The 16,050-nt window shown below is 44.2% G+C and carries 12 protein-coding genes; 5 read left to right on the plus strand and 7 right to left on the minus strand.

What is annotated here, in order from left to right; genetic code table 11:
- Positions 1-26: 26 nt before the first annotated feature.
- The 7 genes from B2W60_RS04105 to B2W60_RS04135 form a co-directional block, all read right to left on the minus strand.
- Positions 27-2,456 carry an SIR2 family NAD-dependent protein deacylase gene (locus tag B2W60_RS04105; protein WP_292362492.1) on the minus strand — a complete coding sequence of 810 codons (2,430 nt, stop codon included), beginning with the start codon at positions 2,454-2,456 and terminating at the stop codon, positions 27-29.
- Positions 2,457-2,681: 225 nt separating this feature from the next.
- Complete coding sequence (locus B2W60_RS04110) at positions 2,682-3,467, minus strand: hypothetical protein (RefSeq protein ID WP_292362491.1); 786 nt, start codon at positions 3,465-3,467, stop codon at positions 2,682-2,684.
- 437 nt (positions 3,468-3,904) lie between these two features.
- Positions 3,905-4,744: an alpha/beta hydrolase gene (locus B2W60_RS04115; RefSeq protein ID WP_292362490.1), complete on the minus strand. Its 840-nt coding sequence runs from the start codon at positions 4,742-4,744 to the stop codon at positions 3,905-3,907.
- 67 nt (positions 4,745-4,811) lie between these two features.
- On the minus strand, positions 4,812-5,474 hold the full coding sequence (locus tag B2W60_RS04120) for a TorF family putative porin (protein WP_292362489.1): 663 nt from the start codon (positions 5,472-5,474) through the stop codon (positions 4,812-4,814).
- Positions 5,475-5,669: 195 nt separating this feature from the next.
- Positions 5,670-6,761 carry a M23 family metallopeptidase gene (locus B2W60_RS04125; RefSeq protein WP_292362488.1) on the minus strand — a complete coding sequence of 364 codons (1,092 nt, stop codon included), beginning with the start codon at positions 6,759-6,761 and terminating at the stop codon, positions 5,670-5,672.
- Positions 6,762-6,947: 186 nt separating this feature from the next.
- On the minus strand, positions 6,948-7,583 hold the full coding sequence (locus B2W60_RS04130; protein WP_292362487.1) for a hypothetical protein: 636 nt from the start codon (positions 7,581-7,583) through the stop codon (positions 6,948-6,950).
- Between the two features lie 660 nt (positions 7,584-8,243).
- Positions 8,244-8,543, minus strand: coding sequence for a helix-turn-helix domain-containing protein (locus tag B2W60_RS04135; protein ID WP_292362486.1), 300 nt, complete (start codon positions 8,541-8,543; stop codon positions 8,244-8,246).
- Positions 8,544-8,800: 257 nt separating this feature from the next.
- On the opposite strand from B2W60_RS04135, the gene B2W60_RS04140 reads away from it, so the two are divergent.
- The 5 genes from B2W60_RS04140 (at position 8,801) to B2W60_RS04160 (ending at position 15,911) form a co-directional block, all read left to right on the plus strand.
- Positions 8,801-9,151, plus strand: coding sequence for a hypothetical protein (locus B2W60_RS04140; RefSeq protein WP_292362485.1), 351 nt, complete (start codon positions 8,801-8,803; stop codon positions 9,149-9,151).
- A gap of 60 nt (positions 9,152-9,211) precedes the next feature.
- Positions 9,212-10,909, plus strand: a complete 1,698-nt coding sequence (locus B2W60_RS04145; RefSeq protein WP_292362484.1) for a copper resistance system multicopper oxidase — start codon at positions 9,212-9,214, stop codon at positions 10,907-10,909.
- Positions 10,896-11,621: a copper resistance protein B gene (locus B2W60_RS04150; protein ID WP_292362483.1), complete on the plus strand. Its 726-nt coding sequence runs from the start codon at positions 10,896-10,898 to the stop codon at positions 11,619-11,621. Before B2W60_RS04145 ends, B2W60_RS04150 begins: the two co-directional genes overlap by 14 nt.
- 187 nt (positions 11,622-11,808) lie before the next feature.
- The gene (locus tag B2W60_RS04155) at positions 11,809-12,786 is read left to right on the plus strand and encodes a helix-turn-helix domain-containing protein (RefSeq protein WP_292362482.1); all 978 of its coding nucleotides are present in this window, start codon (positions 11,809-11,811) and stop codon (positions 12,784-12,786) included.
- A gap of 95 nt (positions 12,787-12,881) precedes the next feature.
- Positions 12,882-15,911 (plus strand): autotransporter outer membrane beta-barrel domain-containing protein, encoded by a 3,030-nt coding sequence (locus B2W60_RS04160; protein WP_292362481.1) that lies wholly within the window; start codon positions 12,882-12,884, stop codon positions 15,909-15,911.
- Positions 15,912-16,050: the final 139 nt, after the last annotated feature.

Genomic DNA, 16,050 nt, shown 5'->3' on the forward strand with positions numbered 1-16,050 from the left:
AAGTTGGCTGACCCCTTGATTTCCTTTTAGCCATCAACATCTTCTGATATTTGTGACTGAAGATAAGAGTATTGCCGCTCGAACTGTATTAATGAGTTCGTAATTTCAGGGTCACCAATACGTTTCTCTGCGTCTCTAAGTTGCTGCATAGAATCGTCAAATACACTTGAATCATTAGTCTTTTTGTATATTTCTAAACCAACATCACAATAAGTTTTTAATATATTTTTGTTATTTTTATATCTATCAATAGCCTTAACTGCTTTCTCCCTTGCCATCTCAAGAATAGCTATGCGATCTTCACTAAGTATTCCACTAGCCTTTTCAGCCCGAGCCAATAAAAGAACAATTTTAAATCTCTCAAGAGGCCCATCGGTTTTGAAATCATTTTCAAACAATCTAATTTCTGTTTCTGCTTTTTCCAGCTCATTTACATCAATTAAATAACGTATTAGCCGATGCCTTGGAACACGCTCTCCTGGAGCTTTTGAAATCATCTTTCTTAAAAGCTTATTTCTCATGTGCTTATCTGGGAAACGGCTTATGCCTACATCAAATGAGCATAATTGTTTTATTGTTCTAATCTCAACATCGTAGGTTGGAATTATATTGTCGATAACCAGTTCAAATAATTTAAAGTATTCCGCCTCATCAGACATTTTGTACTTAGCAATAATGTCAGTGATTACGGGATGCCGCCCCCGCCAGCCATATATTCCTTCGCGTTCGCTTATCGTATATTCGTGAATAATGTCAACCAAGTTTACAAGAGAAGCTGATACCGCCTGAGACGATATTCCTAGAAGCCTTATTACTAGTTGTCTATGAACATTTACACCAGCGCTTTCCATTGCCGATACTAGTCTGTATATATTTTGCAAATTTTTATCTAGCTCGGCGTATTCCCTCAGAACAATATCGTCAAATTGCTCTGAAGCAAAGATGTTCTTTAAACATACAAATGTGTCCGACTCACACTTTGCAACAAGCCTTCTCTTACGCTCTGTTCTTGAGAATCCTGAGAAACTGTTTTCGATTAAAGGTTGTAATTCAGCATGTGACTCTACTAGGGATAAAAGACCTTCAACTTCAACTTCTTCCAATTTCTTTAGTATAAAATCCTTACCTTTGAGAAACATATTCGGGGTTTTAATTCTTGGATACCAATGATTTCTTGTGGATGTAACAAGAATTTTCAGATGAAAATTTTCATCTGTAGACAGTAAATCAATTAAATTATTTATTTCAAATAAATGATTATGAGCATCATCAACAAACAGTATTCCCCGCTCCTTCCTATCCTTTAAAATATTTGCAACTGAACGCCACTCTTCGAAAAGTAATTTGTGAATTCCCTTGTGCTCCCAACAGTGATACCCAACATCTTTAAGCCTAAGCACTACCATCCTAGCTGAGGTACTTTTACCCATCCCGCTTGCGCCCAATAGACAATTTATTAATTTGGAATCATCATTGATTGAAGATTCCAATTTTTTAATAATTGTTCGGTCAAATGTTAATTGTGCTTTTATATCTGAATATGTCGCTGGCCATCCCTGAAACATTGCACTTACATTTTTATCAATATTTCTTAATTCGTCTTCAACCTTTAGCGTTACTGGCTGAAGAGCACTGTAATTATCAAGAGGGTCACCGGTAGATTGATAAACAAGAGAGCTAGGAGCTGATTTCTTACGCAACTCAATAAAAAAGTCATCAACACTTCCAAAAGCAACTTTAACCCCTCTGCGCTCAAGCAGAAGAGCTCTATCTTCATCTTGTGTGTATAACAATAAGTTGATGGTGGCCGGAGAGTATGACTTATTGTTATTTGAAATAGCTCTATCGACAATTTCTTTAATATGCGGGTCTGCGAGAGAATAGCCAATAATTACTATACTTCCACCATTAAGATCGTTCTTAAATGCATCCCACAAGAACTCTCTATATTCAGAAGTATTATCATAGTCAGCTTCGGATATTATTATCCTACTTTGATTTCCGTCTGAAACATCCTTATCAATACATCCATGCAATTTATATAACTTGGTTGCCTCAGGGTATTTTTGTTCTCTAAAATCATAATTTGAGGATATAACTGATAAAGGTTTCCCTTTCTTTTCATATGACTGCTCAACCAGTTTATCGTAGTTAGTGGTGTAGATATTTCTCCAACTGTAGAGCGGCAAATTCAACATAGAGCCTGTAACGTTAATTTTGCCAAACATTGTCCTTAAACAACCTATTAATTCTTTTCTGGATCTTCTCGTTTCGGCGATACTAGCAATTTCAGTTAATGAGAATCCCTCAGTATTAATATTAAAATCATGACCAACCCGCTCAATAATTTTTTTGACGCTGGGCGCTCCCGACGGTATTGATGAACCGGAACCGAAAAACAATACTGTAGTTACAGGGTCAATCGCTTCAATCATGGTTGATAATGAAATGCTCATATAAATCCTATTTTAAAATTCAAGGGGACAGCCAACTTGATTTCTATTTCTCTAATCCATTTCAAAAAATAATTTAGAATCAGTCTAAAAACTCAAATTGGTTAGTTTTACAATGCCCCTAAGTAATTTAGTGTCAGTGTAAAAACTAAAAACTTGTTAGTTTTTACATTCGCTCCAAATATGCTCAGGCCTACATGGAACAAATTTGAGCGCCTTGTTAGTTTTTTAAATTGGTGTATGACTCACCTCTTTTACTATGTACCTTTTAATTATGTCATTCGGCGTAATTACTGCATCTGCTTTTAGATAAAGAAGCCCTTCATTGCCTCTGTTATTCTCGTGCTGAGACCACGTTATCAATTCTCGTTGAGCCTCTGGACTCTTTAAGCTGATATTAAAAGAGATGGTTCGTGCTTCTAACCTGTCAAAAAAACGACCCCAGCCCGTTATATTGTTGTATTTGGTTACGTTCCCAATAATTTGATGCGGAGCAGGTACCGTATGAGGCAGTAAATAAAGAGCTGTATCAGAATCAAAAGAAACAATCTTTTCTCCACGTGGTTTTGTAACATCCATTACCATCACAGGTTCTTTTCGAATAGGTCTATGCATATCCGATAGTGGAGATTCAAGAACAGCAGGTAGTTCTTCTATAGTTGGCTCTATGCGCCGAGCTAATTGCCTAGACATTTGATCATTTTGCGAAATTTTGCCCACTGCCTCATTGAAGGAGTATTTAACAAAATCATAAAAAACTCCTCCGGAGATTGCTCCTGCAACCCAAATCACAGCCTCATATGTGAAGCTCCCTCTTTTGGGAGTATTGATATAAAACTCTGCGCCATGGGCTGCTTCACCGTGGGACCTAACCTCACCGTTTAAATATGCATGAGTAACTATAGATGTTGCTCTAGCGATACCACTTAGTGCAACAGAAGCGTTATATAAATCCAATCTGCCAGTGTCAGCAGTACCATGTTGATATCGAAATTTAACTTTTAGCTCAGCCAAAACTCATCCCTTTTTAGTAATACTTTCAGTTTCACCAAAACATAGATGCATGCTAATGGTGAGGTTGACCCTTATTAGCCGACGGACTTTTAATGCGAGACAAGTCAAAACTTTCCAACATAGGTGGTTGGTTTTGTTGTGATTTATTCTATGTATTAGGATGATGTTCTCAATAAAAGAAGCTTGTTCAGATAACACTCGATAAATCAAGCTGGATTTATTTGATGTTGTTTGGGACAGTGTGTTTTCCATAACGTGATTTCCATTTCTCCAATCCATTGCGGATGTAGTGGAGTGAATATTTCACAGATTTGTATTACTGGCAAATTCAATAAGTTATTAGGAGTTGATAAATCAGATTATTTGCCATTTCGGATGCTTATCGAACAGGTAACATTAACTCTGGTTTAAGAAACAGGAAGAGAAGTAATCAACTTTCAATTGCCTTCACTGCCATCCAGAAAATTAATAACTCGATTTAACCGCTCATTGTGTATCTCATAGCTGCTGTCCATAAAAGGATGTGCATAGTTTGAACCATTAAAAACAGCAGCCCCTTTTTGTTCTGCTCGATCTCTAAACTCAGATGTCATTTCGGGGCCAAGAACAGAATCCTTTTCGCCTGTTATGACCAAGATATTATTCGCATCAACTGGAATATTTTCTGAAGGATCGATACGCTCTGGACATCCGTGAGGCGATAATCTGCTTGGGCTGGAGTCAATCACCGCGCGATCGAACTGCGCTCCACTTCCGATTACATTAGCCATCACAGCACCGCCGAGCGAAATCCCATAAAGCAGCTGTTTCTCATACTGTGTGTTCAGATGAGCCACTAATTCTTTGTAATCTTCGATGATGGCGTTAATCCTGCGTTTGCCTTGAGACTCGCCGTAGCCGCGGTAATCATAAATATAGACATCGTAACCTCGCTGAGAAAAGCGCTCTAAAGCGGTAATCATCAGGTCGGCTATCATGGCGTTACCCAACGCCACCAGAATGTAGCCTTCAGGTTGCGTTGCCAGGCCGTTTTCATCTTGTGCCTGATATTTGTAACCTCTTAGAACTTTGTCATCAGCGGTTGTAAATTCTGTTCTCTGGATAAGATCGTTTCCGGCAACCCTGGATGCATCTGGATTCGGAGCCATCGAACTCCACATTGTAAAAACCATCCGCTCTTTAAACCATCCACATACGGTAGCTTCACGATCGGCTGAAAATGCGAGATTTGGCAGGACAACCAATAAACCAAATAAATACGTTTTGAGGTTAAACATATGATTTATCCTCCGTTAGTCACATTCAAAGTGGATGCACTTCAGCATAGAAGTGACATAAACCGTTTCAGGGCAGACGAATGTTAATGCTAAACCAGACATGGTCGTCCAGTTCCAAGCCATTCTGGCGCTCGCCACCGATTGAGTAATGGAGCCCCAAATCCAATGGCAATCTAGGAATGGCACGCTCAATACTCAATGTGGCATCGCGAAAGGCAAATGATTGCGTCTTCTCAAAAGCGACCCTGCCATCGCTAAAGACCGCATCATCATTAAAATAATAGGCCCCTGCGCTGACAGCAACACGAAAGTCGGCTGGCAAGGGTTTTACAAAGCCGATATTGGCATAAACATCACCCGCTGAGGTCCAACTAGAATCGTTAAGCGGACTTAACACAATGAAATGCATGCTTCCGAGAGAACCGGAAAAGAAAGTTCTAAGCACGCCAGCGTCCTCATCGTTGGGGCTATCACCAGTAAAACCGTGCCTGACGAGCCCGGTTTCGTAATTAAGCCTACCGTACGAACCGCTGTATCCCGCCTTAACATCAATTTGGTTATTACCGAGATGACTGAAATCCAGCGTGGAGAACATTCCACCAACAAACAGACCGTTTTCAGCAGTGTATTTGAGATTACCCTGTACGACGGCACCATCGCCCATCAGAACACCGCCCCAAATGTACTTCGATTTTAGGATGGTGTTGGCTTGTATTTGTGCCAGGGCCATTCCGGGCACGCTTATCATGATAATGAGTAAGCAGAATCCTCTCAGTAGTCCGTGTTTTTTAACCAATTTCATATCCGCCCAAATTGTGACGAGTAGCAGGGAGCTTCACTTTAAAAAGTTAGCTCACCAACCCCAGTATTATCCGCATGCAACTGATACTGTTTAAGCATCACCTTGATCTGCCCGTTCAGATGCTCAGGAATCAGGTAAAACAGGCTCTGGCTTCAGAAATGGTGCTGGATCAACCGGTCCACCTGAGTAAATTCCGAAATGAAGATGCGGTGGTGTGGTAATCGCATTGCCAGTGTTGCCAACATACCCGAGTATGTCGCCTTTTTTAACCCTTTCGCCGGATTCAACCGCGAATGAATCCAGGTGGGCGTAATAATAACGAGCACTGCCGAATCCAATCATGCTGCCTGATAGCCAGACGTGTTCGCCTCCTCTGGCACCTGTACCGGTTCGAACATAGCCATCAATCACTGCAGTAACTGGTGTTCCCTTTTCTGCAAAGATATCCACGCCATGATGTTTTCGGGCACCTCCATCGCGCTCCACACCGAAAGGGCTGCCGATATCCCGTTGCCCTGCTCCCTCTACGGGAAACGGTAATGAACCGCCATTGGCCATTGCCAGTGAATATTCCACTTCGGCAAACAATTCTGGTTGTAGAACGATGCGGTAATCACCCGCTTTGGAGACTACCTGACTATTGGTTGAGTCCTCTTCTTCCAGCTCCGTAACGGTTGACCATTCTTGAGCATTTTGTTCGCGTCGCTCCAGGCTGGCGTAAAGTCGACTATCAGCAGTATCCAGACGTAAAAATTGCCATATCAGCTTTTCGCCTCGCTCAAGCGAGACCTGATAAACATGTGCCTCAACTTCATCACTCGAAAAGGCTTCAGTTGCACGGTACTGACCAGCTGCTTGCACGGGTTGCTCACCAGCTCGCTCAACTGCATTTGTCCATCGTTGCCCCAGTGGGCTATCCAACAATCCTGCCACTCGCAAACGCCAGATAAAAAGATCTCTTGGTGACCAACCAAAAATATCGAAGGTAACATAACGAACTGCATTCTCACTGCTTTCAGCTGCATTCTGCCGCAGGTCATCACGCACAGTCAGAAGAACAACTAATAAAGCAAACAGACCAAACAGTAACCAGGGTCGTAGGATTCGTTTCTTTGGATTTACTGGCGACTGCTCAACGCTCTCGTTTTCTGTCTGGGCATTGTCAGGCTCGGACACCTCTTCGCTATCAGTTGTTTTGGTCGGTTCATCACTCATACCAACATTTATCTCTTTAATAGATTATTGATATGACAACTCTAAGGTGGAATGGTCGTAGGCGAAATGATTGAGGTTAAAACGCCATGTTTGCATGGTTATATAAAAGGACTATTCACAAGACAGATTAGCCCGATATGAATTTCATTTAATTGTGGCAACTGCATCTGCTTTCTGATGTTGTACTTAGTTAGATTTACATGTCTTCAAATATAGCCTGTTTTTCTGAATCGTATATTCTGGAACCAGAAGGGAATACTGGGCTCGTTTTTCGAGTTGTAACTGAACATCAGGCTCTTGTGAATCATAAAAAGCTGAAAAAACGGGTATACCAGCGTAATTATAAGCAACACCATAACAAGCATCGAAAAATCCACCCGGCCAATCCTCACCCAAGAACTCGAAATAGTCTGGCTCTGATTCTGCAAGATGTTGATGTGATTTTGGAGGAAAATGTAACAAGCCTAATTCACAGTCATTATGAGGTGAATCATCCCAATAAACGAAATATTCATCACTAAACGATCTAAGCCCTTTTGATGCCCATGATGCTCTGCTAGCAGGCAAATTCTGAGGCCAAGTAAAACTAACAGTGTTATAGGGCTCTAGACTTTTAGGTAAATCCATATGAGCACTTTTATTTAGCTCGTTAATATTTTCATTAGTTCGGTGATACACCCTAATGGTGGTGTGCCCAAGGTGTTTTAAACTTGAAATATGACCAGGCTTGACTGAAGAAACATCAAATTCACGCATCTGACACTCTTCAGCCACGCTTGAACCAGCAACTAAAAGTAGTACATAGATCATGCTTTTATGCATTTGTATATCCAATTACGCTTGAATAACCTGCCAAGTTTGGAGCGGCAGCAGTAAAATTGGTCGGCTTGATTCACTGGTTATGCGCCACAATCCACCACCAGATTAAAGCGGATGGAAGACTGGCCACTGCTGCAATGAGGGGGACGACTAAATCGGTGAGGATAGACGATCCCAAAGGAAAAAAACCAATAACACTACCAACAACGATTGCTGGCGTGACGAGAACCGCAACGACTCCTGCCGTAAGCCCGAAAGCACCAGCAATAAAGTGCATTGGTTTAGCTAAGCCCTTTGATAGAAGATACCGCCCACACGCCCATGTAATAACAATAGCCAGAATGAACAGAACTGGCAAAAGGACTAAGCCCCTATGCCAAGAGTTATGGGCATCCTAATCCAATGCTGCATGCAACGCGAGCACACTTATAAGGAAAAAAAGCACCGTAGCCAAAATGCTCGCTATAGCTTCACGAAACAAAAATGCTACCTCCCTGCTTGCAAAACACCATGTTTATGAGGTCATTACCTCACAGTTTCTTGGCGTATGGATTCTTAACTGAATCGGAAAAATCGTAATGATCACGCATGTCTATAACAGTCATAAATAATGATCTGCATAAGGCCTACCGAAATGTAGGTAAATCAGACAACACACTCGTGTTACCCCCTCATTTCGAGGTCTTCACGGATCACTTCCGGGTGACGAAATGCAATATCAATCAACGCCTTTGCTGGTCCCGAAGGTTTACGCCGCCCCTGCTCCCATTCCTGCAAAGTCCGTGGGGAAATATGAAGCACTTCTGCAAACTCTAACTGTGTCAGGCCCGTTTTACTACGCGCCTCTGCCACTTCATTGGGCTTAACACGACTGACCCGCGCGGCTTTGCCCGCTTTCATTTCTTTGACTGATTGGAGCAGCTTGTTACCAAGCTCTTCAGCACTCAAGGTTTCGTTACTCATTTTCTACCTCACGAGTGGATTTCAAGATATGAGCGAGGATGTTCAATTTAATGGTAAATATACGTCATTGACGTAGTATTGCAAAAAAGATTATTGAGTGAAAAAAATTGATTTGAACCGCTAGGTAAAATAGGCAGAGTTGAATAAGTATTAGGATGTGTTTCTCACTATAATGTTTTATCTCTAGAGTTTTGGCATAACAAAAACTTTTGGCTTATCCTGTGTCTAACCAAACGTTATTTATTGGTAATTGTTTAATGACAAAACCACAGTCTCTTTTTCATTATTTGCTTATCGGCTTGTTTATGCTGTCGATGCTGATGCCTGCTGCGCATGCAGCAAATAATGATATGGCTGTGCATCATGAGATGAGCGAGCAACAGCATGATTGTCATTCCGATGCTGAACCTCAAGCAAAACACGCTACCAATTCACATTGCGCCAGTGACAATTGTCAGTGTGCTGCAGCGAACTGCCATGCTTCTGGTGTGTTAGGTTTTCAACCGATTTTTATGGCCTCCCTTTATTCGCAAAGCCGTTTGGCAATTACTGCTGAGCAGCTTGTGAGTCAAAACCCTCCCCAATTCGAACGTCCGCCGCGAAGCTAATCCTCCTGTTGTAAGTGGTATCTACGGATACCCAATCGAAACACTTTGAGGATAGATCTCATGAAACAATTTAGTCGCTGGCTGATGCTGTTATCAGCTGCAATATTCCATACCGCAGCCATTGCTGGCGTGACGGAATACACACTGGTCATAGACCGTGAACTGGTCAATATCACTGGCAAAACAGTAGAACGCATCACCGTGAATGGTGGCATTCCCGGCCCGATTATGGAGTTTACCGAAGGGGATGAAGCGGTTATCCATGTGGTGAACAAACTGGATGAGCCAACTTCGGTTCATTGGCACGGATTACTGCTGCCTCCTGAAATGGATGGTGTGCCGGGACTGGGTGGTTATGAAGCCATCAAAGCCGGGGCAACCTTCACCTATCGGTTTACCCTTCGTCAAAATGGTACCTATTGGTATCACGCGCATAGTGCGTTACAGGAACAGGATGGTCATTACGGCGCACTGATTATTCACCCCAAAGATGAACCAGTGGTTCAAGCTGATCGGGATTATGTGGTGCTGCTTTCTGATTTCAGTAATGAAACCGGTCAGAAAATTCTTGGTAATCTGAAAAAAAGCCCGCATTTTTACAATTATTCACAACGTACTGTTGGGGATTTTTTCAGTGAAGTACGCGAGCACGGCTTAGCTTCCGCCTGGCAGGATGCAAGCGCCTGGGGACAGATGCGAATGTCACCAACCGATCTGGCGGATGTTCGGTACGATGCGTTTCTGGTGAATGGTCAAACCAATGATCAAAACTGGACCGGCATTTTCCAACCAGGTGAACGTGTTCGATTACGCTTTATCAACGCCTCGGCCATGTCGATGTATGACGTGCGGATACCCGGTCTGCAAATGACCGTTATTCAGGCTGATGGGCAATATATCGAGCCGGTTACGGTTGATGAATTTCGTTTTGCCGTTGCTGAAACCTACGATGTGATTGTCACGCCGCAGGCGGATCAGGCCTATACCATCGCTGCTGAATCAATTGATCGAACTGGTTTCGCTTTGGGCACTCTGGCTCCTCGAGAAGGCATGAAAGGACTGATTCCTGCACATCGACCACGTTCCTTATTAACCATGGCCGATATGGGTCATGATATGGATCATGGTGATCATCAGATGAACCAGAATGATTCGATGGATCATAGCGGTCACGATATGCATGGTGGTGATCATCAAGCCATGCAGCAAGATAAATCCGCCGAAATGCAAAGTGGCTGGGCGGATGCCAGTACGCCAGAAGGTCATAAAGCGTTGCAATATAGTGATTTAAGAGCACTTGGCACACAAACCGATCTGCGTCCTGCGGAACGGGAAATTGTGGTGACCTTGGGCGGCACCATGGAGCGATTTATCTGGACCTTAAATGGCCATAAATTCGGTGATCCGGGGTTTGAGCCGATCAAACTCAATTATGGTGAACGGGTCAGGCTGATCTTTAAAAATGAAACGATGATGGCGCATCCGATGCATCTGCATGGCATGTTTGTGCAGCTGGAAAATGGTCAACCGGGTGAAAAGTTACCCAACAAACACACCGTAAATGTGGCACCAGGCACCGAATATTCCGTACTCCTGACCGCTGATGAACCCGGCGAATGGGCGTTTCATTGTCATCTTCTTTATCACATGTCTGCAGGTATGATGTCTACGGTGGTCGTCGCCGAATTTGATGATGACGATTTGCCCGCCTCTCATCCAGCACATCACGACATGGGAGGTCATCATGATCATCACTAAATCCAAACTGGTTTTCACGCTAGTATTAAGTCTGCTTATCTCTACCAGCCATGCCGAAGAACATCAGCATGGCGATCATGGCCATGAATCTCAGTTGTTCCATGCCTTATGGTTTGAAGCACAACATGGCGGTGGCAGTAAAGGTGATAAAACCCATATTGAATGGGATGGCTGGATCGGTGGTGATACCCACAAACTCTGGCTGAAAGGTGAACTGGAAGGCCACAAAGGCAAGCTGGAAGAGAGTGAAGTCTGGGCGTTATATAGCCGGAATGTGCATAATTTCTGGGATGCTCAGCTTGGTCTGCGTGTAGATACCCAACCTGAATCCACCCGGTATTTAACGCTGGGTTTTAATGGGCTGGCACCCTATCTGTTTGAAACACAGGCACATCTGTTTATCAGTGATTATGGCGATGTCACTGCCCGGTTGAAACAGAAAAATCATCTGCTGTTCACCCAGCGTTTTGGCTTTGAACCCTACTATCAACTGGACTTCACTGCTCAGAACGTTGAACGCCAGGATTTAGGCAGAGGTTTAAGCCAGGGCGAATTGGGTATCAAACTGTTTTATGAAATCACCCGTAAAATCGTGCCTTATCTGGATCTGAAATACGAACGTAAATTTGGTCGAACGGCGTCTATCGCCAGAAATGCCCATGAAAGCGAAGAAGACTGGATTGCTTCAGTCGGCATCAAACTGCTTTTCTAAAACGCTCATAATCAAAGCTCGCTTTAATCCAAAACTCGTTCCCATGCTCCGCGTGGGAACGCAGCTTTTCACCTAAAAAACAGTTCCAATATTCATAAACTTGATAAAAGTACGGTATATTCATTCAAAAATCGTTAAATGAATTCTGTTCTGCAAGTAGAGGCATCACGTTGAGAAACCAAAAATAATGCTGTCAAAACAACATGCTTTCTATCGAGACATGCCCCTAAGCGATGTCTCAGAACAGCTGGCAGCACAGGACTGGTTACCCTCTTTTGAGATGGCTCAGATTTCTTCTGGTGATTATCAGGGACGATATCAGGAACTGGGCAATCAGGGTGTCAGTGTCGTCTCTGAGCAGCAAAATTGCACTGTTCATAAACGCGGCACTATGAATGCAAAACACTGCACTATTTCTTATGTTCGATCTTCCAACGAGTCTTTGCGTTTTTCTGAATATAACGCGTTTAAAAATGCCTTGTTCTTTCTGCCCAGTCAGGCCGAAGTAGATATTCTGGTCGGCGCCGATGTGGAAACCCTCTATTTTCGTTTTGAAGAATCCGCCCTGCTGGAATCGGCCAGAATCATTAACCCCCAACGCTGGGAAAACACCCCCGACAGTCTGCTGCTTTTAGATGCCATTGACCGTAAGCCATTAGAAGATTTTACCGATTACCTTTTTGACAATCCCGCAGTTAATCTGACTGAAAATTTGCTCTTAGACGGAAAAAACATCACATCGTTAATTTTGGAAAAGGTGTTATTAACCATCGATTCTTCCGAGATACACGAAGCGGCATCACCAGATGTGATTGCCCGACGGCGAGCCTGTGAGTTGGTGAATCAGGCTATAGACTATGTCAATTCAGGTCTTGAGAGTCACATTTGCCCTAGTATCGTCGATATTTGTACCGACTTGAAAATCAGTCAACGTAATTTGCAGTACTGCTTTAAAAAAGTATTGGATATTAGTCCTAACGCCTATCTCTATCGGCTGAGACTCAATCGGGTACGTGCCCAATTGCTTAGACCCAAAGACAGTGATGTGACTGTCACCGAAGTCGCTTTTCACTGGCATTTTTGGCATCTGGGCCGTTTCTCCAGTGATTATGTTCAGCTTTTTGGTGAGCTCCCCTCGGCGACCCTGCGTCGTGCATTAAGTTAATTTCTGTGCAAATTTTCGGTTTGCGAAAATCGGATAGCCGCAATGCATTCAACTGCGTAAGTTAACTGGATTTGTTCGCTCAATAGGAATAATCCATGGTTCGCCATTACTGGTTTATACGTAAAACCGCTTCAACTACGTTAATTTCATTGCCAAAGTCATCATCTGTTCATAAAGCAACCATTACCTTTTTGGCAACGTTCATAGCAACAATGCCAGCTGTATCTGCTGATTTAAATTGGGTCGCTGGCACTGGCGACTGGGAAAACGCCAGCAACTGGTCGAGTGGATTCGGTTCAATGGTTCCAGATGATGATAGTTTTGTCTTTATCGATAATGGCGGCACTGCGCAGGTTCTGGTGCCTGGTGCCACAGCGCTCGAGATTAATCTAAGCAATGGATCACTCGATATTTTGGGCGGCGGTCAATTGGAAAGCTCGGCCGGTAATGTGATCGGAGGTGGTGCTGGCAGCAGTGGCGCAGTGACTGTCGACGGAATTGGCTCAAGCTGGCAGCTTTCTGGCCCCATTGCTCGTTTAAACGTTGGCTCTTCAGGCGAAGGTACTCTTACGATTACCAATGGCGGTGAAGTGCTCAATGCTGACTCCTCATTGGGCGTTACTATAGGGGAGAATGCTGGCAGTAATGGCACAGTGACCGTAGATGGCGCGGGCTCTAACTTTACCAATATTCAGTCCGGTGTAACCGTAGGCAACTCGGGAAACGGCACGCTTAATATCCTTAATGGCGGTACGGTCAGCAACGTCTTCGGTTCTATCGGCGGGTCTACTGGCGGTGAGGGAACAGTAACCGTGGATGGCGCTGGATCCAGTTGGAATAATACCATCCAAATATTATATCTAGGCGGGTCAGGCAGCGGCACACTGAATATCATTAATGATGGGGTGGTCAATGTCGACAGCGGCTCGCGGACTGTTTTATTAGGACGATATGGTAGCGGCAGCGGCACATTGAATATCGGTAATGGTGGTGCGGCAGGCATTCTCAATGCAGCGGCGGTCAATGGAGGATCAGGTTCAGCCACACTCAATTTTAACCATAATGAGAGTAATTATTTTTTTACCGACGACAGTACTTCGGGTGGGGATACCATCAGAATAACTGGAACCACCGATGTCAATTTTGTTGGCAGCGGCACAACATATTTAAGTGGTAACAACACTTACACCGGCAGCACTAATATTAGTAGCGGAAAGTTAGTGTTGTATAACGGCGGAACATTGGGAAACAACAGCGCGGTGACCGTTGGCTCTGGTGCCATGCTTGAATCATTATATGATCTGACAATTGGCTCGTTAGCAGGTAATGGTATTGTTGATATGGATACCGGTTCGATTGGTTATAGGCTGACCGTTGGCGGCGATAATACGTCCACTGTTTTTAGCGGCACAATTATTGACTTTAGTAATTTAACTAAAACAGGAACTGGAACGCTTACCATGACTGGCAACAACCCTTATTACGGTGCCACTATCGTTAATGATGGACTGCTTGTCGTGAATGGCTCCATTGCCAACTCCGGTATAACAGTTAATTCAGGAGGTGCACTGGGTGGTAGTGGTACTTTCGGTAGTATCACACTGAATGGCGGCTCCCTCGCTCCAGGCAACTCGATCGGCACAATGAACGTCTCCGGTAGTGTTGATTTCTCTGGTGGCGGTGTTTACGAGGTGGAAGTTGATGCCGCAGGCAATTCCGACTTGATTAATGCCACCGGCATGGCCACCCTCACTAACGGCACAGTGTTGGTTTTACCTGAGGCGGGCAACTATTCGCTCAGCACTGATTACACCATTCTCACTGCAGCCGGCGGCTTAGGTGGTACTACATTTGATAGCATCAGCTCCAATCTCGCTTTTCTCACGCCGACACTGACTTATGATGCCAATAATGTTTTTCTCAACCTTGAACGTAACTCTTCTGATTACGCATCCGTTGCGGATACCGCCAACCAGAAAGCTGTCAGTACAACACTCGATAGGCTTTTTCTAGGTAACGACAGCGCTGGCATCAATGACATTCTTAATAACCTGAGTAATTTGACGGTCCAAGGTGCTCAGCAAGCCTATGACTCGCTTAGTGGTGTGCAGCATACCCACAGCAATCTAATCGCTTTACAATCACTGAATCAGTTCCAGGGTTTGCTGCTTGGGCGCTTACAAAGCCGTTCCTCCACTTTGGCCGATAACGGGCAGATCCAGCTGGCCTACAATGACACCGGCACGATGACGGATGCAGGAACGTCTTTATCGAGCAACAAACGAGCTGATAATCCTGGCTGGTGGCTGCGTGGTACTGGCAGTTATGCTGATATCGAGGGTACATCCAATGCCAGCGGTGCCTATTACAAATCAGCTGGTACCGCCGCGGGCCGGGATATTTATGTCGATGATGCACTCACGGTCGGGTTGGCTGTTGGCTATAACCGCACTGATGCCAGCGTGTCACAAGGCAGTCTGGATGTAGACAGTTATCAGGCTGCTTTGTATGGCAAAAGATTATTTACCGACAACTATTACATGAGTGCTATCGCTGGTGTTGGCTATCATGATTTTGAGAGCAAACGTCGCGTGACGGTTGGTTTATCCAATACAACTGCCCGAGCGGATTACCATGCCTGGACCAGTAATCTCGCCGTAGAAATTGGCCGACTCATTGAAGTTAGTGAGAACACAAGCGTTACGCCACTAGCCGGACTGGAATATGCCCTTGTCAATCGGGATGATTTTGTTGAAAAAGAGGCCGACGCAGCCAATCTAAATGTACGCCGTGACCAGCAGGACTCTTTACGCTCCGCTCTCGGTGCGCGTATTACGCATCAATGGAAAACACAAAAAGGCTATCACATCCAACCCACCGCCGAACTGGCCTGGGTGCATGAGCTCATGGATAACGAAGCGCAGATGCGTGCAGGTTTTGCAGCTACTTCGCTAGCTAACTTTCAGGTCGATGGCCCGGAGCTTGACCGTAATCGAGCCAGACTAGCTCTGGGTCTCGATATGCAGATGACTGAGCTGACTTCAATACAACTGGGGTACCAAGGCGAATGGGCCAGTTCCGATCAGCGCCATGATCTCTCAGCAACTTTCAGAATGGTGTGGTAACCCCTCCCCCTCAAACCTCGTTCCCACGCTCCGCGTGGGAACGCCGGTTTACCAGACCTAATCTTCAACTATTCAAAACTGCGTGATTTCACCCACGCCTGCCCTAAATCCCACACTTTTTATGCTGACATATTGCTTA

The sequence above is a fragment of the Methylophaga sp. UBA2496 genome, assembly GCF_002341635.1.
Taxonomy (GTDB): domain Bacteria; phylum Pseudomonadota; class Gammaproteobacteria; order Nitrosococcales; family Methylophagaceae; genus Methylophaga.